This is a genomic window from Candidatus Palauibacter soopunensis, assembly GCF_947581735.1.
In the GTDB taxonomy this organism is placed as follows: Bacteria; Gemmatimonadota; Gemmatimonadetes; order Palauibacterales; family Palauibacteraceae; genus Palauibacter; species Palauibacter soopunensis.
Map to the genome: position 1 here is coordinate 57,269 of NZ_CANPVT010000038.1, position 21,227 is coordinate 78,495.

At 69.0% G+C, this 21,227-nt stretch carries 21 protein-coding genes; 12 read left to right on the plus strand and 9 right to left on the minus strand.

The genetic code is table 11. The features are described from left to right. Positions 1-66: 66 nt before the first annotated feature. The 4 genes from RN901_RS10480 to RN901_RS10495 all read left to right on the plus strand — a co-directional run bounded on the left by RN901_RS10480 (position 67) and on the right by RN901_RS10495 (position 4,420). Entirely contained in the window at positions 67-954 is an 888-nt protein-coding gene (locus RN901_RS10480) for a hypothetical protein (RefSeq protein WP_310758228.1), read from the plus strand. Between the two features lie 40 nt (positions 955-994). Then, positions 995-2,065, plus strand: coding sequence for a hypothetical protein (locus RN901_RS10485; protein WP_310758229.1), 1,071 nt, complete (start codon positions 995-997; stop codon positions 2,063-2,065). Between the two features lie 97 nt (positions 2,066-2,162). Next, positions 2,163-2,681 carry a DUF6152 family protein gene (locus tag RN901_RS10490; protein WP_310758230.1) on the plus strand — a complete coding sequence of 173 codons (519 nt, stop codon included), beginning with the start codon at positions 2,163-2,165 and terminating at the stop codon, positions 2,679-2,681. Between the two features lie 86 nt (positions 2,682-2,767). Continuing rightward, the gene (locus tag RN901_RS10495) at positions 2,768-4,420 is read left to right on the plus strand and encodes a hypothetical protein (protein ID WP_310758231.1); all 1,653 of its coding nucleotides are present in this window, start codon (positions 2,768-2,770) and stop codon (positions 4,418-4,420) included. Between the two features lie 8 nt (positions 4,421-4,428). On the opposite strand, the gene RN901_RS10500 is transcribed toward RN901_RS10495, so the two are convergent. The 4 genes from RN901_RS10500 to RN901_RS10515 are packed head-to-tail and all read right to left on the minus strand — an operon-like array spanning position 4,429 to position 7,135. Further along, positions 4,429-4,929: a DUF6644 family protein gene (locus tag RN901_RS10500; protein ID WP_310758232.1), complete on the minus strand. Its 501-nt coding sequence runs from the start codon at positions 4,927-4,929 to the stop codon at positions 4,429-4,431. After that, on the minus strand, positions 4,929-5,483 hold the full coding sequence (locus tag RN901_RS10505; RefSeq protein ID WP_310758233.1) for a DUF6644 family protein: 555 nt from the start codon (positions 5,481-5,483) through the stop codon (positions 4,929-4,931). The genes RN901_RS10500 and RN901_RS10505 overlap by 1 nt, the downstream gene beginning before the upstream one ends. 12 nt (positions 5,484-5,495) lie before the next feature. Then, positions 5,496-6,050, minus strand: coding sequence for a hypothetical protein (locus RN901_RS10510; RefSeq protein ID WP_310758234.1), 555 nt, complete (start codon positions 6,048-6,050; stop codon positions 5,496-5,498). Positions 6,051-6,085: 35 nt separating this feature from the next. Beyond that, positions 6,086-7,135, minus strand: coding sequence for an alpha/beta hydrolase (locus RN901_RS10515; RefSeq protein ID WP_310758235.1), 1,050 nt, complete (start codon positions 7,133-7,135; stop codon positions 6,086-6,088). Positions 7,136-7,227: 92 nt separating this feature from the next. On the opposite strand from RN901_RS10515, the gene RN901_RS10520 reads away from it, so the two are divergent. Then, positions 7,228-8,505: a M28 family peptidase gene (locus RN901_RS10520; RefSeq protein ID WP_310758236.1), complete on the plus strand. Its 1,278-nt coding sequence runs from the start codon at positions 7,228-7,230 to the stop codon at positions 8,503-8,505. Positions 8,506-8,514: 9 nt separating this feature from the next. Here the strand turns inward: RN901_RS10520 and RN901_RS10525 are convergent, their stop codons facing one another. After that, positions 8,515-9,099: a peptidylprolyl isomerase gene (locus tag RN901_RS10525; protein ID WP_310758237.1), complete on the minus strand. Its 585-nt coding sequence runs from the start codon at positions 9,097-9,099 to the stop codon at positions 8,515-8,517. A 130-nt stretch (positions 9,100-9,229) separates the two neighbouring features. Here RN901_RS10525 and RN901_RS10530 point away from each other — a divergent pair, with 130 nt between their 5' ends. The 4 genes from RN901_RS10530 (at position 9,230) to RN901_RS10545 (ending at position 14,706) form a co-directional block, all read left to right on the plus strand. Continuing rightward, a complete protein-coding gene (locus tag RN901_RS10530; protein WP_310758238.1) occupies positions 9,230-10,651 on the plus strand; it encodes a Gfo/Idh/MocA family oxidoreductase in 1,422 nt (473 codons plus the stop codon). Between the two features lie 80 nt (positions 10,652-10,731). After that, the gene (locus RN901_RS10535) at positions 10,732-12,012 is read left to right on the plus strand and encodes a DUF1080 domain-containing protein (RefSeq protein ID WP_310758239.1); all 1,281 of its coding nucleotides are present in this window, start codon (positions 10,732-10,734) and stop codon (positions 12,010-12,012) included. Positions 12,013-12,088: 76 nt separating this feature from the next. Beyond that, positions 12,089-13,687, plus strand: coding sequence for a hypothetical protein (locus tag RN901_RS10540; protein ID WP_310758240.1), 1,599 nt, complete (start codon positions 12,089-12,091; stop codon positions 13,685-13,687). Between the two features lie 8 nt (positions 13,688-13,695). Further along, a complete protein-coding gene (locus tag RN901_RS10545) occupies positions 13,696-14,706 on the plus strand; it encodes a hypothetical protein (protein ID WP_310758241.1) in 1,011 nt (336 codons plus the stop codon). Between the two features lie 19 nt (positions 14,707-14,725). On the opposite strand, the gene RN901_RS10550 is transcribed toward RN901_RS10545, so the two are convergent. The 3 genes from RN901_RS10550 to RN901_RS10560 are packed head-to-tail and all read right to left on the minus strand — an operon-like array spanning position 14,726 to position 16,805. Beyond that, positions 14,726-14,962, minus strand: coding sequence for a hypothetical protein (locus RN901_RS10550; RefSeq protein WP_310758242.1), 237 nt, complete (start codon positions 14,960-14,962; stop codon positions 14,726-14,728). Then, positions 14,959-15,903: an MBL fold metallo-hydrolase gene (locus tag RN901_RS10555; protein WP_310758243.1), complete on the minus strand. Its 945-nt coding sequence runs from the start codon at positions 15,901-15,903 to the stop codon at positions 14,959-14,961. The genes RN901_RS10550 and RN901_RS10555 overlap by 4 nt, the downstream gene beginning before the upstream one ends. Beyond that, entirely contained in the window at positions 15,900-16,805 is a 906-nt protein-coding gene (locus RN901_RS10560) for a VOC family protein (protein WP_310758244.1), read from the minus strand. Before RN901_RS10560 ends, RN901_RS10555 begins: the two co-directional genes overlap by 4 nt. Before the next feature lie 46 nt (positions 16,806-16,851). Between RN901_RS10560 and RN901_RS10565 the strand changes: the two genes are divergently transcribed. Beyond that, positions 16,852-17,382, plus strand: a complete 531-nt coding sequence (locus RN901_RS10565; protein ID WP_310758245.1) for a DinB family protein — start codon at positions 16,852-16,854, stop codon at positions 17,380-17,382. 96 nt (positions 17,383-17,478) lie between these two features. After that, complete coding sequence (locus tag RN901_RS10570; RefSeq protein ID WP_310758246.1) at positions 17,479-17,739, plus strand: hypothetical protein; 261 nt, start codon at positions 17,479-17,481, stop codon at positions 17,737-17,739. A 48-nt stretch (positions 17,740-17,787) separates the two neighbouring features. Here the strand turns inward: RN901_RS10570 and RN901_RS10575 are convergent, their stop codons facing one another. Next, positions 17,788-18,171, minus strand: coding sequence for a copper resistance protein CopC (locus tag RN901_RS10575; protein WP_310758247.1), 384 nt, complete (start codon positions 18,169-18,171; stop codon positions 17,788-17,790). 758 nt (positions 18,172-18,929) lie between these two features. On the opposite strand from RN901_RS10575, the gene RN901_RS10580 reads away from it, so the two are divergent. Further along, on the plus strand, positions 18,930-21,158 hold the full coding sequence (locus RN901_RS10580) for a TonB-dependent receptor (RefSeq protein WP_310758248.1): 2,229 nt from the start codon (positions 18,930-18,932) through the stop codon (positions 21,156-21,158). The last annotated feature ends 69 nt before the right edge of the window (positions 21,159-21,227 follow it).

Sequence of the window (21,227 nt, forward strand, 5' to 3'; positions counted from 1 at the left end):
GAGAATGGGCCGGGTCGCAGTTTCGATCCGACGCGTACGGAACGGTCAAACCGGAGGTCGGTGCCGATGGCGAACTTCCCGAGGAAGCGCGAGCTACGTCGCGCGCAGCGAAATCCCCGTCGCGGGAGCCGTGCCCTGACCGCCCTTCTCGCCCTGGGGCTGGGGATGGTTACCGCCTGCGCGCCGAACGACGGCATCCCGCGAACGGCCTCGGGACGTCCCGACTTCAACGGCATCTGGGCGGCGCTCGGAAACGCGTATTGGGATGTCGAGCCGCACATGGCGCGTCCGGCGCTCGCCATGCAGGAAGGCCCGGTCGTGCCCGTCCCCGCCAATGAAGTCGTCGCGCTCGGGGCCGTCGGGTCGGTGCCGTCGGGGCAGGGTATCGTGGTCGGGGGGAACATCCCCTACCTCCCGGAAGCCCTGGAGCGGCGTGACGAGAACCGCGAGCGCTGGCTCGAGCGCGACCCCGAGATCCGCTGCTACCTGCCCGGCGTCCCGCGCGCGAACTACATGCATCTCCCGTTCCAGATTTTCCAGAGCGAGTCGAAGTTCTTCATCGCCTACGAGTACGCCGGGGCGGTGCGCGACATCTATCTGGAGGATCCCGGTCCCCCGCAGGTGGATTCCTGGATGGGCCAGTCGGTGGGGCGCTGGGAGGAGGACACCTTCGTCGTCACGGTGAACGGGTTCAACGGCCAGACCTGGTTCGACCGGGCGGGGAACCATCACAGCTACCGGCTCGTCGTCACGGAGCGGTGGACGATGCTCGGGCCCGACCACCTGATGTACGAGGCCACGATGGAGGATCCCGAGACGTTCTCGGAGCCGTGGACCATCCGCTTGCCGCTCTACCGGAACGTGAATCCCGACGCGCGGCTGGGGCAGTTCAAGTGCGTCCCGTTCGTGGAGGAGCTGATGTACGGCCACCTCCGGAAGAACCCGATTCGGTAACCGGGCTGCCAAGCCCGCCCCGCCAAGCCGGCTCGCACCGATGAGATTCGCGAATCGTCGACCATGCCCGCGAGGACTCCTCGCCGCTCTGCTGCTCGGAGCCGGACTCGGAGCCGCCTCTTTCGTCGCCTGCGACGGTACCGGCGGCGTCCCCGGAGGAGCCGGGGATGAGTGGGTCGTCCCGCGGACCGCCGACGGGCATCCCGATCTGCAGGGCGACTGGACGAACGGGACGATGACGCCGCTGCAGCGCCCCGAGGGCGAGGCGCTCGTGCTCTCCGCGGAGGAGGTCGCGGTCCGCGAGGGGCGGCGCCGGGAGTACATCGACGACCGAAACGCGCCCAGCGACCCGGATCGCGAAGCCCCGCCGGTCGGAGGGGACGGTTCCACGGGCGCGGCCGGCGGCGTGGGCGGCTACAACTACTTCTGGATCGACGCGGGCGACCGGGTCGCGGTGTTCAACGGCGAGCCTCGAAGCTCGCTCCTCACGTACCCGGAAGACGGCCGCATCCCGGATCTCACCCCGGAGGGCCAGCGGCGCCGGATGCAGGCGTTCGCGCGGCTGGGGGGAGCGTTCGACAATCCGGAGAACCGACCTGTCGGCGAGCGCTGCATCCTCTCGTTCGGTTCCAACGCCGGCCCGCCGATGCTGCCGAACTATTTCTACAACAACAACTACACGATCGTGCAGACGCCCGATCACATCATGATCCTGACCGAGATGGTGCACGACGTCCGCATCATCCGCATGGGCGAGCCGAAGCCAGCCGCCGACGGCGTGCGCCCGTGGTTCGGCGAATCATGGGGCCACTGGGCCGGCGACACGCTCGTCGTCCGCACGACGAACCTGAATCCGGACCAGATGGCGGCGTACGTCTACCTGTTCGGCCCCGGCTCGGAGAACATGACCGTGACGGAGCGGTTCACGCGCGCGGACGAGCACACGATCCACTACGAGTTCACCATTGAGGATCCGGACACCTTCGTCGAGAACTGGGGCGGGGAAGTGCCCTTCACGCGCCTCGACGGACAGCTCTACGAGTACGCCTGCCACGAGGGCAATTACGCCCTCTCCAACGTCCTCAGCGGCGCCCGCGCCCAGGAGCGCTAGCCGTCGCGGGAACTCCCCGGCGGCTGTTACTTTTGGGCCGTGGATGGAAGACCGGCGTCGTAAGGCCGGATGGTTGGTTGAGACACGGGTGAGATCGATGAAGAAGCTGCCTCTGTACCTCGTGGCGGGCGGGGTCGCGCTGGCCGCCGCTGCGCCGCTGATCGCGCACCACGCCTTCGGCGCGGAATTCGACCGGAACGCCCCCATCCGGCTCAGGGGCGCCGTCGTGCGGCTCGAATGGGTGAACCCGCACACGTGGATCCACCTCGAGGTCGAGACCGATGCGGGATCCGAGGTCTGGATGGTCGAGGGCGGGACGCCGAACACGCTCCTGCGCCGCGGCCTCCAGCGGGACTGCCTCGCGCCCGGCACCGAACTCATCGTGGACGGCTACCAGGCCAAGGACCACTCGCTCCAGCGGGCCAACGGCCGCGACGTGACGTTCACCGACGGCAGCAAGTTCTTCATGGGCTCATCCGGCGCCGGCGCCCCTCCCGGCGGCGCGCCGCGACCCAACGATCCCGCCTACGATGCGAACCCCTGCCAGCCGCCGCCGGGCTGGGAAGGCGAGGTCGTGGAGGTCACGAGCCACAGCATCCTCGAGGAGCACGACTAGCAGAGGGTCCTCCCTCTCGCCCGCCCGCACCCGAGACCCGGCGGTGGGCCGATGAGCGGAGACGGGGAACGACGGGGCCGCCGGACGTGAGAAGAGTTCACCGGATCGTCGCCTGGGCCAGTGTGCTCGCCATCGGCTGTGGCGGGGGCGACACACTGGACCCCGAGCCGCCGCCAGCCCCTCCCCCGGCCCTTCCGCCGGCGCCCGCCGCGGCAAGCGTGGTGATCGAGACGCGCAAGATCATTCAGGACTACCTCAGCGGCGCCGAACTCGACTTCAACGAGTGGGCGAGCACGGACACCCTGATCATCCGTCCCGGCCTCAGGTCCCCGGTAATCCGCGTCACGGCCAGGCAGGACGACGGGAGCCCGGTCACCGGCGTGGAGCCGACCGTAAGGTTCACTACGGGCACGGAGGAAGTGACGTATCGCACGCTGGTCGGCGACAGCCTGAGACAGATATGGCTGCAACGGGAGAGCTCCCGGTTCTGGACCATCTTCGACCTGGGAACTCCCGCCGAGGCGCAGATCCTCACGGTGACCGCAAGGGTGGGGAGGGCGGCCGACAGCCTCGTGGTCATTCTCCCCACCGCCCTCGACACCGCCGCGGCGCCAGGAAGGGTGCCCGAGGGCGTCACCCTGGACGACATAGGGGAGCGTGCGTCCACGCCGCTCAACTGGTTCACCTCGCGCGCGGGCGCCGATATCACATACGAATTCCATGTGGGCGGCTTCCCGGCCGACGAGTTCCATGTAGGCGAGGCCCCGGTCAGTGGTCCACCCAACCTCGATCTCAGGCAGAACGACGGCGGCGAGCTGGAGATCACGGCGGTTCGGCGAGGGCGGCGGTATCTGCACTACCGGGCGCTGTCATCCGCGTTCGAGCTGAGGACGGGGCGGATGCTGACCGCCGTCGATGACTGCTATGCTCCGGAACTGGAGGACCCCCCCCTCCACGACCGCGCCTCCACGGGGTTTCGGGTCACGCTGGCGTACGACGAACCGGACGATTGGTCGCGCTGCGCCAGAGTGATGTTCGATCACGCGGTGGGGTTCTACGAAGCCGCATTGAAGGACAATACGAGCCCCGCGGACTTCACGGTCTTCGTGTTCGACGGGGACGAGGAGTGCGCGGGTCTCGCGTGCGGCGGACCGCGCGGACCCCGCCTGAACCGAGGAGGAGGTCGCGGGTTCTACCACCCCGGCGGCGGGGTCTACTGGACCCGGGACCGTCCATACGTCGCGCCGTTCGGCCGCGTCCCGGACCGCTTCACCTACGAGGTGATGCTGCACGAACTGGGCCACGTGTTCGGCATCGGCACGTACTGGTACTCCGGCGACGTGAGGCTCGTGAACCTGCCGAGCAGTGCGCGGAGAGTGGACACCCATTTCCCCGGGCCGAACGCCGTTGCCGCGTTCGATGCGGCCGGCGGGAGCGGTTACACCGGTGCGAAAGTGCCGGTGACGAACGACCCCGCCGAGGATGCCGACGCCGGCGGGCATTGGCGAAGCGTGCTGTGCGGCGAGGTCATGACCCGGGGCAACTGCCCGGGGGAGGAGCTGACCGTCGTTTCCGCCATCACGCTGGGTGCGCTCGCCGATTTGGGGTGGGTCGTGGACATGTCGGTGGCCGAGGACTACGCGCTACCCGCCAGGGACATGGCCGCGTGGGTTCCGGCCGCTACGGTCAGCAGGCAGGCCGATATACTGATGCGGGTGGAGCCGCTGGAAAGGCGCTGAAGCGCGCTTCAGGCGGAGAAGCCGATCCAGCGTCCGGCCGCGGCCACCGTGAACCACAACCCCAGCGAGATCGCGGCGATGAGCCGCGTGCGCCAGTTCGCGCGACTCGGGGCGGCGGCCACTACCCACCTCCGGGCCCCGAAGGTGAACGCGAGCGCGAACGGGAGCGAGATCATCTTCACCCAGAAGGACGTGTTGTAGTAGCACTTGACGGCTTCCGAGAGGAACAGCGGGATGCCGGTCAGGAACATCAGCGCCACCCCCGCCACGAGCCACGGGTGGGCGTGCCGCACGACGTTCGCGACCGGCTGCCGCGTGAGCCCCGTCCCCAGGAGCCGGAGGTCGGCGAGCAGCACCGCCCCGCCCAGGAGCCCGAGTCCCAGCAGGTGGACCGCCTCGATGATGGGGAAGGCCCAGATCGATTCGCGCACGGCCGTCCCGAGGCCCGTGTTCTCGAGCCGCTCGAAGAAGGGAAGCCACGCTTCCGGCGCGAACTGACGCCCGCCCATCAGTCCCCCGCCACGTGGCAGCCCGCCGCCCAGTTCACCCAGCCCGGCTGTCCCGGGATGTCACAGTCGAACCAGTTGTAGGCGATGAGACGGCCCGCCACGATGATGAGCGCCCACGCCGCGAGCGAGATGGCGCCCGCCGCCCGGGCCCGTCCCGGAAGGACGGGCAGTCGTTCCCACTCCATCACGCGGCGGTGGATCCCCCGGTGAAACAGGAAGGCGTTGAGGCCCGCCACCACGAACAGGATCACCTTCAGCCGGAAGAAGACGTTGTGGTAGTAGCGGACCGGGTTCGAGTAGAAGATGAGAACCCCGGTGACGACCATGACCGTGAATCCGATCCGGGTCCAGGGGAGGAGCCGGCCGGTGACTTCGGAGACGGGCACGCGCCGCATCGTCCAGCCCAGCAGCCGGAGGTCGTTCATCATCACGGTGCCGAAGAAGAGGGCCACGGCCAGGACGTGGGAGGATTCGATCAGCGGCCACGCCAGCGTGGACTCCAGCAGGGCGATGCTCCAGGGGGTGCTCCCCAACCACTCGAGGAAGCGTTCCATGCGCCGGAAGGTCTAGCGACCGTCGCCGAGATCCGCCGCGTCCGTCACGTCCGCGCCTGGATCCGGAGCTTCTTCAGGTCCCGGAGCGCTGTGGGGATCGCTCGGCCTGAGCGTTTCCGCCGCGTACCGGGCGTGGCAGTCGCGGCAGGCGTAGTAGACCTCCGCGCCGGCGTCGAACACGGCGTCCGGGTTGCGGCGGTCCACGGCGTCCAGCGCCAGGCGGCCCGCCTCGACCATCGTTCGCGAGTGGTCCATCCAGTCGCCGCGGTCGCGCGCGCGGCCGTCCATCATCATCAGGCTGCCGGATTCGGCGAGGACGAAGGCCGCGTTGCGCAGCGAGGTCCAGTCCTCCTCGGTCAGGGGCCGGAACTGGTGCACGCCCGCTTCGGTGAGGACCTCGCCCACGCCGTCCCAGTAGGCCTCCGCAGCGGGCTCCATCACGGAGACCATCAGTTCCTGCATGTCCGCGACGGGGACCGGCCGTTCCGGCGCCTCGCCGGTACAGCCGGCGGCAACCGAGAGGGCCAGGAGCGGCAGCGTGAAGGGCGGCAGCCTGGAGTTCTTCATGGCGGAGGAACCTATTCGCGCCGTCGGCGCCCGCGCTACGAACCCGGCGGCCGGCCGACGTCCGATTCCCGCCACGACTGATCGGCGGGTTCGTCCGGGTCGGAGCGCAGGAACCGGACCAGCTCCGCGTGGAAGCGCTCCGGGATCTCGAACTGCGGAGAATGTCCGACCGTCGGGAAGAGGAAGAGTTCCGCGTTCTGCAGTTCCTCGGCGACATGGCGCGCGCGCGCCGGATAGTCGGCCACGAGGCGGTCGTCCGCGCCGCCGATGACGAGCGCCTTCGTCGTGATGTGCTGCCACTCGTAGACCACCGGGTCCTCGTACAGGATCGCCCGCTGCGCCGCCCGAACGCGCGCCATGCGCGGCCAGTCTCCGCTCAGCGTGAGGCCGTACTGGACCTTCACCCACTCGAGGTACTCCGGGCGCCAGCCGTTCGGGTAATAGCGCATGTGTCCGCGCAGGACCGACTGATACGTCGTTCCGTTGAGCACCGAATCGTAAGCTTCGTCGGCGTCGGTCCACCCCCGGCCGGGACGGGAGTCGGTGAGGCCGATCTGGTTCACCATGGCGACGTGCGTCGTCGTCTCGGAATACGTCGAGGCGAATCGGGTTGCCACCATCCCGCCCATCGAATGTCCGACGATCGCGGCGCGCTCGATCCCCAGGGCGTCGAGCAGCCGCTTCGCGTTCCGGGCGGGGATGTGGAGGTTGTAGTGGATGATGGGTTTCGAGGACCGGCCGAAGCCCAGCCGGTCGATCGCGATCACCCGGAACCCCTCGTTCCGCAGCGCCTCGATCGTGGGCCGGAACCCCCCGGCGAAGAAGTTCATCCCGTGGAAGAGGACGACCGTCTGTCCGTTCGGGGCGCCCGCCGGAGCCACATCCATGTACGCGAGCCGATAGTCGTTCCCGTAGACCTCCACATCGAGGTACGACACCGGGTGCGGGTAGGGGACGTTGCTGTAGTCGATCGCGGTCGCCTCCCAGTCGGCCGGCGGCTCCGCGGGCGGCTCGGTCTGGGCCGAGAGCGGTCCGGCGGCGGCGAGGACCGTCGCGGCGGCGAGAAGCCGACGGGCGATGGGCATGGGGGTCCTCCTTTCCGAATGGTTGCGGTTCCCCTGGGCACGAACCTACGGTGCGCGACACGGGCTGTCCCCTCGTTCCCGGAAGGTGCTTCATGCGTACACGCTCATTCGCCGTGGCGGCCGTCGCCCTCTCCCTCGGAGTCGTCGCACCCGCGCTCCACGCGCAGGAATCCGCCGGCGAAGCGGAGGATCCGGTCGCGACCCTCGTCGCCCGGCTGACGCTCGACGACTACAAGACGACGCTCAAGGGCCTGACGCAGTTCGGCGACCGGCGTCAGGGAACGCAGCGCAACCGGGATGCCGTCGACTGGATCGAGGCGCAGTTGCAGGCGTTCGGCTGCACGAACACGGAGCGCGTCTTCTACACCTTCCCGCCCCCGCGCCCGCCCGACGCGGCGCCCCGGCGAACGCCGCCCCGCGGTGGCACCGCCCGCCGCCGTCCCGCGCCGAACGACGGAGACCTCACCACGGCCACGGGCGGACGCGTGGGACGGCGCGGCCCCGGTTCGGGCGGGAGCACGATCTTCGGCTACCGCGGACGCACGGGCGTGAACCGCGACCTCATGGCCCAGCCCGACGAGCGCATCCGCGAACTCAACCGCGAGGAGCCGGTCGACGGCGAGCGGTCCCAGGTCTACTGCACGAAGGTCGGGACGACGAACGCCGACGAGATGTACATCCTCGGCGCCCACATGGACGGCCACGGCGTGAACGAGGCGGTGAACGACGACGGCTCCGGCACCGCCCTCGTCATGGAACTCGCCCGCATCTTCAGCGCCCCCGACGTGCAGACCGAGCGTTCGATCCGTTTCGTTCTCTGGAACAACGAGGAGACGGGCCTCAACGGGGCGCGAGCCTACGTCGCGCAGCGCCACGACCTGCAGGGGATCGAGGATCCGCCGGGCTCCGGCCGGTACCCCGAACCGCGCTGGCTGGGGATGGTGCAGCACGACATGATGCTCTGGGACCACGGCGCGCCGGGCCCCGACGGCCTGGTGAGCCGGGACCAGCGGCCCGAAGCGGACGTGAACATCGAGTTCCAGTCCAACTCGGAGCGGGCGGACGACTCGATGAAGCTCGCCTTCCTCTTCAAGGCCGCGAACGAGAACTACGCGACGGACTACCCGGCCGCGGTCGGCCCCCACATGACGAACACGGACTCGACCCCGTTCATGGACATCGTGCCGGCGATCAGCCTGCGCGAGAACGAGCGGGGCGCGCAGGTGGGCGCCGGGTGGGACCCGAACTGGCACCAGCCCACGGACGTGTGGACGACGTACACGGACGACGACTTCCGGCTCGGCCTCAACGCCGCGCAGACGACGCTCGCCGCGATCGCTCAGCTCACCGGCGCCAGGCTCGACAACTGACCGCGCTCGCTACTTGCGGTATGCCCTCGTGATCCTGATGGGCGGGGTGAGTTGTTGCGCGTCGTAGGGTGCCCGGTGGATCGCCAGCACTACGTCCATGCCGGCCACGACGCGCCCGAAGGCGGCGAAGCCCTGGCCGTCGGGGTTTCGCATGCCGCCGAAGTCGAGTGACGGCTGGTCGCCGATGCAGATGAAGAAGCTCTGCGTGGCGGTGTCAGGGCCGCCGCGCGCCATCGAGACCGTCCCGTCCTCGTGCAGGAGCCCGGTCTCCGAGGTGCGTTCCAGCGCGATGGGTGGGAAAGTCTCGGCCTCCGTGTCCGGGTTCCGTCCGCCTTGGACGACGGCGATCCGGATGGAGTCGTTGGGCTGGTTGTCCGCGTGCACGGTCCGGAAGAAGGTGCCGCCGTCGTAGAACCCGCCGTCCACGTAGCGGAGGAAGTTGGCCGCGGTGACGGGCGCGCGGTCGACGTCCACTTCGAGTTCGAAAGCGCCCATCTCCGTCTCGACGACGACGAGGACCGGGTCCCCGGACGTGGCCGGGACGGAAGCGACGCCCGCGACCCCCGCGGTGAGCGGCACAACGGTGGCCGCCATCATCCATCGAGCCCGACCCGTTCGCACGCTTGTCCCTCCTTTTGCTGACTTCATCGGCACAACCTTACGTTTTCGAGCCAGCCCCGGGCGAACCTCGCCCTCGAAACCATGGGATGAATGTGTATCCGACATGAGCGAAGAAAAGAGAGGACCGGGTTCCCGGCGGCCCCCCGACCGCGATCGCCGGAGCTTCGTCAAGTCCGTGGCCGCCGGTTCCGTGCTTGCCGCAGGCGCGCCCTCGCTGCTGGCCGGAGCCGATTCCGGCCTTTCGAGCGCACCCGCCGCCCGCCGCACGCTCACGCGAGAGCCCGCTAACCGTCGTGCGGCGCCGTCCGACGACCTCGGCCTGGCCGTGATCGGCGCCGGCGGGATGGGCATGGCGGACGTCGCGACCGCGCTCCGCATCCCGGGGGTGAAGCTGGTCGCCGCCTGCGACGTATTCGACGGCCGACTCGAAGCCGCGCGCGAGCGGCACGGGGACATCGTCACGACCCGCGACTACCGGGAAATCCTCGCCCGCGATGATGTCCAAGCGGTCATCGTCGGCACCCCCGACCACTGGCACCAGCCGATCTCCGTCGACGCCCTGCGCGCCGGCAAGGCGGTCTACTGCGAGAAGCCGATGGTGCACCGGATCGAGGAGGGGCACGACCTGATCGCGGCCGAGCAGGAGTCCGGGTCCGTCTTCCAGGTGGGGAGCCAGGGGATGAGTTCGCTCGGCAACGAGAAGGCGAAGGAACTCTACGAGGAGGGGGCCATCGGCGAACTCAACTACGCCGAGGGCTTCTGGGCGCGCAACGACCCGATCGGCGCGTGGCAGTACCCGATCCCGGCCGGCGCCTCCGAGGCGACGGTCGACTGGAAGGGTTTCCTCGGACCGGCGCCGGAGCGGCCGTACGACCCGCTGCGGATCTTTCGCTGGCGCAACTACCGCGACTACGGGACGGGCGTGGCGGGCGACCTCTTCGTCCACCTCTTCTCCAGTCTCCACTTCGTCGTGAGTTCGCGCGGCCCGACCCGGATCCAGGCCGCAGGCGGGCTCCGCTACTGGAAGGACGGCCGCGAGGTGCCGGACGTGCTCCTGGGCGTGTTCGATTATCCCGAGACGGAGACGCACCCGGGATTCAACCTCTCGCTGCGCGTGAACTTCGTGGACGGCACCTCGGGCAGCACCTTCCTTCGCCTCGTGGGGAGCGAGGGAGCGATGGACGTCACGTGGACCGAGGTCATCCTCCGCAAGAACGTCGCCGTCGATCCGATGGACGCCTTCTCGCAGGAGAAGATGGCCGAGGCCGCGGCGTCGGCGGACGGGCTCCCGCCGCGGGTCCGGATGCTTCCCCCGGCCGAGGTCCGGTACGAGGTGGAGCGCGGGTATCGCGGCGCCCACGTCGACCACTTCTTCAACTGGTTCGAAGCGATCCGCGGCGGGCCGCCCGTTCGGGAGGACGCGACCTTCGGGCTGCGCGCGGCCGCCCCCGCGCTGGCCTGCAACCTCTCCTACTTCGAGGACCGCATCGTGCACTGGGATCCCGACGCCATGAGGCTCGTCTGATGCCCGCCCCGCGACGCCACCGGATGACGGTGCCCAGTCTCAGCCCGCGTTCCGTCCGGGCCCTTGTCGGAACCCTGGCCATGGTTCTGGGGGCAGCTTGCACGGAGGCTCCCGAGCCCGCCGCCGACGCGGCCGGGGAAGTTCCCCCGAACACGCTCACGGACGCCGAACGCGAAGCCGGCTGGCGCCTCCTCTTCGACGGCGAGACGACGGCCGGCTGGCGCGGCTACAACCTCGAGACCTTTCCGGGCACGGGCTGGGCGGTGATCGACGGCGCCCTCGTCGTGGGCGCGACGGCGACCGACCCCGACGTGGCGATCGGCGGCGACATCGTCACGACCGAATCCTTCTCCGACTTCGACCTCCGGTTCGAATTCATGCTCTCGGAGGTTGCGAACAGCGGCGTGCTCTATCGCGTGATCGAAGAGGAGGGCGCCGCGATCTGGTACAACGCGCCCGAATACCAGGTGCTCGACGACCCGGCGTACATCGAGATGGGCACGATGGACATGCACACGCACCTGACCGGGGACAACTACGACCTCCACGCCTCGGGCGAGAAAACGCTCCGCGGTCCCGGCGAGTGGAACGAGGGCCGCATCCGCATCCAGAACAACCGCGTGGAACACTGGCTTAACGGGACGAAGACGGTCGAGTACGAGTTGGGGTCCCCGGCATGGGAGGCGCTCGTCGCCGCGAGCAAGTTCGCTCCCTATCCCCGCTACGGCCGCGCCGAGTCCGGGCCGATCGGCCTCCAGGACCACGGGCGCAACGTCTGGTACCGCAACATCCGGATCCGTCCCCTCGAACCCGTCTCTCTCTTCAACGGCGAGAACCTCGACGGCTGGCGCGTGCACGGGACCGAACTCTGGTACGTGGAAGAGGGAGAAGGAGGCGGGGAAATCGTGTGCGAAAGCGGCCCCGACGCGGAGTACGGCTATCTGGTCACTGAAGCGACCTACCGCGACTTCGACCTCACCGTCGAGTTCAAGCAGGAGGCGGACGGGAACAGCGGCGTCTTCCTGCGCTCCAGCGTGGAAGGGACGACGGTGAGCGGCTGGCAGGCCGAGGTCGCGCCCCCGGGCCTGTTCACCGGCGGCATCTACGAGTCGTACGGCCGCGGCTGGCTCGTGCAGCCCGACGCGGAACTCGACGCCGCGCTCCGCATGGGTGACTGGAACACGATGCGTATCCGCGCCGACGGCGACCGCGTAGCGACGTGGTTGAACGGCACGAAGATGGTCGACTTCGAGGATGACCGGATCGGCGCCGCCGAGGGCTCCGTCGCGCTCCAGATCCACGACGGCGGCGGCATCAAGGTCCGCTGGCGCAACCTGAGAATCACCGACCTTGGCGGCTGACGGCCGAGGTTTTGACCCGGCGGATACGATCCGCGTAGACTTTCCGGGACGACTCCCTCTTGTAAGGAGCCATGTGATGCCGCATACGAAGCGGATCTTGTCTCTCGTCCGGAGATCTTCCGTCCTGCCCGTCCTCATGTTGTTCTCCGCCGGCGGAATGGCGGCGCAGAACGGTGGCCCCGCCGCGACGGCGCGTCACGCCGCGACGGATGCGCCGGGTGTCGAGGCGGCCGACGTGACGTTCAGCCGCGACATCGCGCCGATCCTGCAGCGGGCCTGCGTTCGCTGTCACCGCGACAACGGCGTCGCCCCGATGCCGCTTGTCACGTATGAGGACGTCCAGCCGTACGCGAGTATGATCGCCCGCCGAACCCAGATTCGGGACCGGGCCGGCGCCATGCCCCCGTGGTACGTCGAGAAGGACATCGGCATCCAGCACTTCAAGGACGACATGTCGCTGGACGAGTGGGAGATCGAGGCGCTCGACGCCTGGCGGCGCGCCGGCACGCCCGAGGGCGACCCGGCGGATCTCCCGCCCCAGCTGGAGTTCGACGACGACGTGGTATGGGCCGCGGGCGAGCCGGACCTGATCGTCAAACTCCCCGAGGTGCTGGTGAAGGGCGACGCTCCGGACTGGTGGGGGGACATCGAGAGCGTGCCCACGGGTCTCACCGAGGACCGCTACGTGAAGTCCGTCGAGATCCGCGAGGTGAACGACGTGCCCCAGCGCAGGGACGGGGAACACGGCGGGCGCCACACGGTCGGCGGCCGCTTCGTCGTCCACCACATGATCTGGAGCACCCGCGTGCTCGAGGGCCAGGAGACGGGCCCGGGTTCGCGGCGCGCCTCCACGGACACGGGCTGGCCGGTGCACGAGGTCGGCCGCGAACCCGACCTCTTCGACAACGACGCGGGCCGTCTGCTCAGGGCGGGCTCCTCGGTGGTCTCGAACTCCGTCCACCTCCATTCCAACGGCCGCGACACGCGCGCCCACCTTGAGATCGGCTTCCGGTTCCATCCTGAGGACTACGAGCCCAAATACAGGCGGACGATCCTCGGGCTCGGCAACGGAAGCGACATCGACATCCGGCCGGGCGTCGCGGGGCAGGAACTGCACGCCTACAAGGTGCTGAACCAGCACACGAAGCTCGTGACCTTCGAGCCGCACCTGCACGCGCCCGGCATGCGCATGTGCCTCGAGGCGATCTGGGGGTTCAACGTCGAGACGCTGAACTGCGTCGGCTACGACCACAACTGGGTGCGCGGCTACACCTACGCGCAGGATCACCAGCCGCTCCTCCCGAAGGGGACGGTCCTCCACATCATCGGCTACATGGACACCTCCGAAGCGAATCGGAACGTTCCCGACACGCGCAACTGGCAGGGCTCCGGGAACCGCTCGGTCGCGAACATGTTCATCGACCTCGGCATGCGCGTGGAGATGACGGATGAGCAGTTCGTGGAAGAGATGGCGATGCGCCGGCACCGGCTCGCGCTCGGACCCAACGACCATGTCGTCGGCTGCCCGCTGTGCATGGTCATCCCCGCGAACGGGGACATGAGCTACTTCACGGACGCCGAGTGGGCACAGCCCGATGCCGCCACCGAGGCGGAGTCTTCCGCTGACGGCGAGACGGGATCCGGGGACGGCCGCGACCCCGGCGAGCACCGGTAAAGATCGTCGTGACCGAACCGGGTTCCATGCCCCGGGTCGCGCGGCCCGGGGCGCCGGCCGTGCCGCTTCTGGCGCTGATCCTCGCCGCCGCCGCGTTCCCCGCCGGCTCTGACGCCCAGACCTATGCGCGGGGCCAGAACGTGGCCCCCGCGTTCGAAGGCTGGGAACAGAACGAAGACGGCTCGTTCAACTTCCTGTTCGGGTATATGAACCGGAACTGGCTCGAGGAGATCGACGTCCCCGTCGGCGAGGACAACATGTTCTCGCCGGGACCCGCCGACCGGGGGCAGCCGACCCACTTCCTCCCGCGCCGCAACCGCTTCGTGTTCAAGGTTCGCGTCCCCGCCGACTGGGGCGACCGGGAACTCGTGTGGACGCTCACGAGCCACGGGGTCACCGAACACGCCTACGCGTCGCTGCGCCCCGACTACATCGTGGACAACACGGTGATCATGTCCGAGACCGGAGCGCTCGGCGCGGGTTCGAGCAATGCCGAGATGCGGGCCAACGAGCCGCCGGAGATCACGCTCGAGGGCGACCGCACGCGCGAGGCGATCGTCGGCCAGCCGGTGACGGTGAGCGTCATCGTGGAGGACGACGGCCTGCTGCGGGCGTTCCGCCAGGGGCCGCCCGATCCGCCGGAGACCGCGGAGGACTCCGCGCGGGTCGATTCGATCGCGAACGCCCACCCCAGCTTCAGCGGCCGCCAGCTCCGGCCCCCGTCGCGGGTGACGGTGCAGAAGGTGAACGGCCTCTTCATGTCGTGGTTCGTCTATCGCGGCGAAGGGGAGGTGAGGTTCGACCCGCCGCAGGTGAAGGTGTGGGAGGACACGCGCACGGGCGCGAATTCGCCGTGGGCGCCGCTCTGGCGCCCCCCGGACCTCCCGGAAGACGACCGGTGGACCGTGACCGCGACCTTCCTTCGGCCCGGCACCTACATCCTCCGCGGCCGCGCCGATGACGGCGGCCTGTTCGCCGACGAGGAAATCACCATCGTGGTGCGCCCCGCCGCCAGCTGACTGGACCCTGGAAGGACAGTTACCGCCTTCCGTGCTCCACGGCTTCTAGTGCCTGGAATACGTGGACGGCCGCGCTGACGATGAAGCACATGAAGTCGAGCGGCTCGCCGTCCGCGAGCCAGTGGGTTCCCGTGTAGGCGGCCATGGCGGCGTTGGCCAGCGACACGCCCGTCGCGCGCACCCGGCCCTGCAGGAGTTGGCCGAGACCCGGGACGAGGAGGCTCGCGAACCCCGCCGCATGCGGCTTCAGCTTCATGTGGCCGCGGCTCGCTTGCGCCAGTAGCGGGCGAGGCCCCACCAGGAGTCGCCCGCGCCGAACGCGTTGACGTAGGTGTCCACCGGCTCCGCCGGCATGCGCCCGCGCAGGTCTTCCTCCACCCACGCCGCGAAGGTCCGGGCCCGTGCCGGGTCGGCCGACGTGTTCGGGTCCGCCGGGTCCTCGTTCCCCAGCGACTCGCGCACGGTGCGGGCCCAGCGCGCGAGTTCGTCGCGGAGTTCCGCGAAATGGGCGGCCGGATCCTCGACCGCCCCGAAGTGCGTCGGGATGATGCGGCCGGGATCCCACTCCATGACCCGCTCCATGCTCGCGTTCCACGCTTCGACGTCGATGTCGGGTACCGGGGTGACCGGGATCACGCCTCCCGGCGGGATGCGGATGCCGCCCGCATCGCCCACCCACGCCGTCCCCCCGTCTTCCTCGAAATAGGCGACGTGGTGTTTCGCATGGCCGGGCGTATAGGCGACGCACAGCGTGCGATCGCCGAGTTGAACGGTGTCTCCCTCGTCCACTTCGGTGACCGACTCCGCGGGCACGGGGAGGAACTCTCCCCAAAGCGTCTCCATCAGATCGCCGTAGATGCGGCCGGCGGAGGCGAGGAGACGCTCGGGCCGGATCATGTGGATCGCCCCCACGGGGTGAACGTAGACCCGCGCTTCCGGCACTCGGCTCACGATCGTCCCGGCCGCCGTGGCGTGGTCGAGGTGGATGTGCGTGAGCAGGACGGCGCGCACGTCCGCGAGGCCGAACCCGGCCTCCCCGAGCCCGGCCTCCAGCGCCGCGAGACAGGTCGTGGGCCCGGGGTCGACGAGCGCGATCCCGTCCCCGGTCTCGAGAACGCCGGTCCCGATCGCAAGATCGAAGCCCCGGAACTTCAGATCGACGATGGAAGTCCGAGCGTCGAGGGTGTGGACCGTCATCCGTTCTCCTCGGAAGGGCGCAGTTCGATCCAGAGTCCGCCGGCGTTTCCGAGCACGATGTTGTCGGCGACGGACTCGGGTCCGCCGCGAACGGTCAGCGACACCACCGGTGCCGAGCCGGGGTCGGCCATCCACAGGCGTGCGTCGACGACGTACACGGTCCCGCCGCGGAGGCCGACGGCGCGGCCATACAGGTGCTCGGGGTGGCGCGACGGGCCGCAATCGCGGGCCCCGAAGGCGAGCAGGAACCGCGTGAGGCGCTCCGGGTCTTCCACCATGACCCAGACGGCCTGCAACCCCCGGGCCCCGTTCGGGTGTTGTTCGAGCGCCCCGGACATGTCCGGCGGCTCCCGGGCACCCGGCTCGGGGTCGACGAAGAACACCGCATGCAGCGGATGGTCCGGAGGGAAGGCCGCCCTTCGCTCCGCGCCGGAACCGGCGGCCGCGAGATCGGGTTCGACGTCCCGGGCAACGGCGAAGAGCTCATCCCGGCGGGTCCCGTCGCTCCCGGAGAGAGCCAGGTAGGCCCCGCCCCCGCCATCGACGATCAGATCCGCATAGCGCCGCACCTCGGTGGTGTCGGCGTCCGGGTCACCCGAGCCGCTGACGGTCCTGAGTTCGAGCCGGGTCCCGTCGCCGAACCCGATCTCTGCCGTCTCCAAGCCGTTTGTGTCGCGTCGCCCATCCTGGACGTGGAAGCCGAACTCGCTGGTGAGCCGCTGCGACAGGGCCTCGAGATCACCGACGGCGACCGGTACGTGGTCGAGGCGCAGCGAGGAGCCCGGCGCGACGCACGCCGCCGGCGGTTCCTGCGCCAGCGCGGTCGCCGCCGTTCCGGCCAGCACGCTTGCGCTCACAGCGAGGATGCGCCACGCGGAGCCCGAAACTCTTTCGTCGATCATGCGGACAAGATGTCGCCGTGACGGCGAGGTCGATAGTTTGCCCGCCATGAAACGACCCGGACCCGACGAGCACGGCGACTACTACTCCACCTACATCGACCGCGTGCCGGACGACCGGTCGCTCGTCGACGTCCTCGGCGAAGCGCCCGATGCCCTCGACGCGCTTCTCGGGGACCTCCCGGCCGAGCGCGAGAACTTCGCCTACGAACCCGGGAAGTGGACGTGCCGCGAAGTCCTGGGTCACGTGATCGATGCCGAGCGGCTCTTCTCCTACCGCGCGCTCCACATCGCCCGCGCGGATTCGGCGGAACTGCCGGGGATGGATCAGGAGGAATGGGCTACGGCCTCCAACGCGGCCGGCCGTCCCATCCGGGAGCTGCTGCACGAATTCCGGGCGCTGCGCGCCGCGAACGCGGCCTTCTTCGCCTCGCTCGACGACGAGACGCTCTCGCGCCGAGGGGTCGCGAGCGGCGCCGAGTGTACGGTCCGGGCGCTCATCCATATCATCGCCGGCCACGAGCTTCACCACCGGGACGTACTCCGGGAGCGATACCTGGCCGCCCCCGCCGCGGACTGAGCCCGCCCGCCCCTTCGAACCGAGGAGATCGAGATGACCGAGGTTACGCTCTTCTACCAGCGCCCGGGCTGAACGAGTTGCAAACGCACCCGTGCGGTGTTCGACGAGACCGGCGCGACCATCGCGGAGGAACGATCCGCCACGAAGGCGCCGCTGACGGATGACGACGTGCGAGCGCTCCTGGCGACCGTCGAGCGGGTGGTCGTGGCCAGGGGGAGGAGTCGACGCGACCTGGATCCCAAGGAGGCCGAACTCGACGCGCTGAGGGGGCCCACGGGTAAATTCCGCGCGCCGATCGTACTGTCGGGGACCACGCTCCTGGTCGGCTTCAACGCTGAGGCGCTCTCCGAACTGTAACAGACCACGGCGCTCGCGCCGCGGCCGGGATAGCACGGAGGCCGGGATTCAGCGGGCGGTTTGTACCTTGAAGCCGAAGTCGCCCCGGATCGTGTGGCCGTCCCGCGCCATTGCCCGCCACATGACTTCGTAGTCGCCGTCCGCGAGCGTCTCACTCACGTCGAGCACGACGACACTCGGGTCGTCCTCCTTCGCGGTCGCCGGCTCGAGGTCGAGGGGTTCGCCCCCCTTCGGCAGGAGACGGACGGACGTCCCGGCCATCTGCGGGGCCTCCGTGAACCACAGCGTGACCGTCGGGGGGCTGATCGCCACCGTCTCATCCCCCTTCGGAGATGACTCCTTGAGCGAGAGGTGGGCGCAGACGAAGACGCCCGCCGTCGCCACCACGGCGATCGCTAAGACGACGGCCCGGTTTCGCATCCATCTGCCCATCAGATTTCGTCCTGATTCCGATTAAGTTTTCGGAGCCGATCCGAGGTCGGACGACTGCGCGTCCACCACTTTCCCCCGGATACACCTTCAAAAGGTGATCCGTTTAGTCAAGCGTGGCAAAGGCGCCTGGGCGGAAACGGCTGCCACGCCGCTACCTTGACTCGTTATGCCCCCGAACGCAGACTTAATTCACTGGTCCGGAGTGCCCTGTGGCGGCACCCGGCATACTCTGGCGGCATAGCTGTGAAGCGGATTTCTCCTCGACAGCCGCGGGATCCTCGCCGGTTCGGCGTTCTAGCCATCGTCCTCTTTCAGGCCTTGGCGTTCGCCGTGTTGCCGGCTGTGGATGCGGTGCTCGAAGCCCGAGCACCGAACAACGTCGCGCACGTCGAAGGGGAGCACAGTGAGCACTGCGACCCCGGCCACAGCCACCTGCTGTGCCAGTTGTCCCGCACGGTGTCGCTGGGGTTCCCTCCTCTGATTCTGACCGATCTGCCGCTGGTATTCGCAACCAGCCCCGACACCAGGACCGCGAACGTCTGGCAACGCCGCCCGATTCCGCCCGGCGGGAGCGGTCCCAGGGCCCCTCCCCGAGCCTGACCCGCTCCCGGGCACGTCGTCCCGGAAGCCTCCCCGATCGCCCGTGGGAGGCGGATCGCAAGCCTCCCGACACACACGTTATCCGCTGAGCATTTCAGCGAGACGCACCGCGCGTCCAATCAGAAGCGGTCACCGGCGCGTCTCGAAGAAGGCTGTCCATGGTGATAAGGCGTCTGGCCGGTCTCATCACGGCCGTCTTGGCAATGGCTGTTGGAGCCATCGGCTCGTCCGCGCAGGTGGAGCACGCGGATGAGATCGAGGGCGTTGTGCGCGATGCCGACTCCAACGCGCCTCTCGCCGGCGCCCTGGTCTCCATCCCCGAGTCGGGTGCCCGGGCGGTCTCGCACGGCGACGGCACGTTCCACCTTCCCGTGCCGGGCCTGCGCATTTACTCGATGCGCGTCGAACGCCTGGGTTACCGCACGGTCTCGCTGGAAGTGGATGCGTCGAAGGGAGAGATCGTGTTTGTGGAGCTGGAAGCCAACCCCATCTCACTGCCGGATCTCGTGGTCACCGGATCGGTCGTGGCGCGCGCGGCGAACGAGGTGTTGCGCCCGACCAGCGTGTTCGCGGGGGAGGACCTGCAGCGTCGCCTGGCCGGAACCCTGGCGGAAACGCTCTCCTCCGAGCCGGGACTGGCCGTGAGCAGCATGGGGCCGGGCTCCGCGCATCCGGTGATCCGGGGGCTCAGCGGAGACCGCATCCTGATGCTCGAGGACGGGGAACGGGTCGGCGACGAGTTCGCGAGCGGTCCCGACCACGCCACGGCGCTCGACGCGTCGTCGGCGCGCCGCGTCGAAGTCATCCGCGGACCGGGTGCGATTCTCTACGGAAGCAACGCACTCGGGGGTGTCATCAACGTCGTCCGCGACGACGTTCCCCCATCGGTGCCGCACCATCTGACGGGGGCGCTGACGGGCGCTCTAACGCTTCAGGGACAGAGCGTCAGCAACGCGGTGGGCGGAAGTCTGAATCTCACGCATGCCTTGACGGACCACATTCCCGTCCGGCTGGAGCTCTCGCGTCGGAGCAGCGGCGACCTGAAGACCCCGGTCGGGCTCCTGCAGAATACCAACACGGATATTCGGGAGGTTTCCGGCGGAGCTTCGTGGGTGGACAACTGGGGCCATGCCGGCGCCACGTTCCGCTACTACGGCAACGACTACGGCATCCCGGGAGGATTCGTCGGAGGTCACGAGGCCGGGGTTCGGGTCGAGATGCAGCGCAGCGCGACCAGGCTGCGCAGCGTGCTCCGGCCCGAGGGGGCCTTCGAGACCGTCGAGATCGACGCGGGGCACACCTGGTACGAGCATAAGGAGATCGAGCCCCCCGACATCCTGGGCACGCTGTACGAGCGCCAGACGGTGAGCGGCGAGATCCTCGGCCGCCATGGCGGCTGGGGGCCTTTTTCCTCAGGGGCGATGGGGACGCGGGCGTCGTGGGAAGACTTCGGGTTCGGAGGCGCGCTGTTCACGCCGAACTCCACCCAGACCTCCTTCGCGCTATTCGCGCTGGAGGAGATCGATCTGAATCCGATACGGGTGGAAGCGGGCCTCCGCTACGATTGGGTGCGCGCACGGCCCGACCGGGAGGACCCCTCATCCGACATCGGCCACATCCGCGAAAGGTCGTTCGGCGCGGCATCGGGATCCCTGGGGGCCTTGGCACGGGTCACACAGAGCTTCACGGTGGGCGCCACCGTCGCCCGGGCCTTCCGCACCCCGAGCGTCAACGAACTGTTCTCGGAAGGTCCTCACCTGGCAGCCTACGCGTTCGAGGTCGGGAACCCGTCGCTCGAGACGGAGCGCGGGACGGGGATCGACCTGTTCGTGCGTCTTGCGGGAGACCGGCTGAACGGCGAGGTGACGTGGTTCCACAACGCCATCTCGGACTACGTCTTCCCGCTCGAAACGGGAGAGCTGAGCCGCGTCCGGCTGCCGATCTACCAGTTCCAGGGAGAGGACGCGGTGCTCACGGGATTCGAGAGCGCGCTCGAGTGGGCGCCGGTCGGGGATCTGACCGTCGAGGCGGTGGCTTCATACGTCCAGGGCAGGATCGAAGCGACGGACGAACCGCTTCCGCTGATCCCGCCGCTGCAGGCGCGCTTCGCCATCGGCTACGCGCCTCGCAACTGGTTCGTCGAAGCCGAAACGCGGGTTGCGGCTCGCCAGGATCGAACAGGCTCGTTCGAGGCCCCCACCGATGGGTATGCGGTTTTCGATCTCTCCGCCGGAGTACGAATTACGTTCATGGGGCGGCTGAACGTGATCACCCTGCGGGCGGAGAACCTTGGTAACACGGTGTACAGAAACCACCTGTCACGCGTGAAGGAGATCATGCCCGAAGCGGGCAGATCCGTCAGCGTGGCATACCGGGTCGTCTTCTAGTGCCGAGGCATCCCGAGCAGCGCACGGAGGTGCTTCGTGACGGGAGCGACCGGAACATCACACAACGAG

Coding starts and splice junctions, on each gene's coding strand:
- RN901_RS10480 (WP_310758228.1), top strand. CDS start 67: ATGGCGAACTTCCCGAGGAAGCGCGAGCTACGTCGCGCGCAGCGAAAT.
- RN901_RS10485 (WP_310758229.1), top strand. CDS start 995: ATGAGATTCGCGAATCGTCGACCATGCCCGCGAGGACTCCTCGCCGCT.
- RN901_RS10490 (WP_310758230.1), top strand. CDS start 2,163: ATGAAGAAGCTGCCTCTGTACCTCGTGGCGGGCGGGGTCGCGCTGGCC.
- RN901_RS10500 (WP_310758232.1), bottom strand. CDS start 4,929: ATGGGCGGGCGTCAGTTCGCGCCGGAAGCGTGGCTTCCCTTCTTCGAG.
- RN901_RS10505 (WP_310758233.1), bottom strand. CDS start 5,483: ATGGAACGCTTCCTCGAGTGGTTGGGGAGCACCCCCTGGAGCATCGCC.
- RN901_RS10510 (WP_310758234.1), bottom strand. CDS start 6,050: ATGAAGAACTCCAGGCTGCCGCCCTTCACGCTGCCGCTCCTGGCCCTC.
- RN901_RS10515 (WP_310758235.1), bottom strand. CDS start 7,135: ATGCCCATCGCCCGTCGGCTTCTCGCCGCCGCGACGGTCCTCGCCGCC.
- RN901_RS10520 (WP_310758236.1), top strand. CDS start 7,228: ATGCGTACACGCTCATTCGCCGTGGCGGCCGTCGCCCTCTCCCTCGGA.
- RN901_RS10525 (WP_310758237.1), bottom strand. CDS start 9,099: ATGGCGGCCACCGTTGTGCCGCTCACCGCGGGGGTCGCGGGCGTCGCT.
- RN901_RS10530 (WP_310758238.1), top strand. CDS start 9,230: ATGAGCGAAGAAAAGAGAGGACCGGGTTCCCGGCGGCCCCCCGACCGC.
- RN901_RS10535 (WP_310758239.1), top strand. CDS start 10,732: ATGGTTCTGGGGGCAGCTTGCACGGAGGCTCCCGAGCCCGCCGCCGAC.
- RN901_RS10540 (WP_310758240.1), top strand. CDS start 12,089: ATGCCGCATACGAAGCGGATCTTGTCTCTCGTCCGGAGATCTTCCGTC.
- RN901_RS10550 (WP_310758242.1), bottom strand. CDS start 14,962: ATGAAGCTGAAGCCGCATGCGGCGGGGTTCGCGAGCCTCCTCGTCCCG.
- RN901_RS10555 (WP_310758243.1), bottom strand. CDS start 15,903: ATGACGGTCCACACCCTCGACGCTCGGACTTCCATCGTCGATCTGAAG.
- RN901_RS10560 (WP_310758244.1), bottom strand. CDS start 16,805: ATGATCGACGAAAGAGTTTCGGGCTCCGCGTGGCGCATCCTCGCTGTG.
- RN901_RS10565 (WP_310758245.1), top strand. CDS start 16,852: ATGAAACGACCCGGACCCGACGAGCACGGCGACTACTACTCCACCTAC.
- RN901_RS10575 (WP_310758247.1), bottom strand. CDS start 18,171: ATGGGCAGATGGATGCGAAACCGGGCCGTCGTCTTAGCGATCGCCGTG.
- RN901_RS10580 (WP_310758248.1), top strand. CDS start 18,930: ATGGTGATAAGGCGTCTGGCCGGTCTCATCACGGCCGTCTTGGCAATG.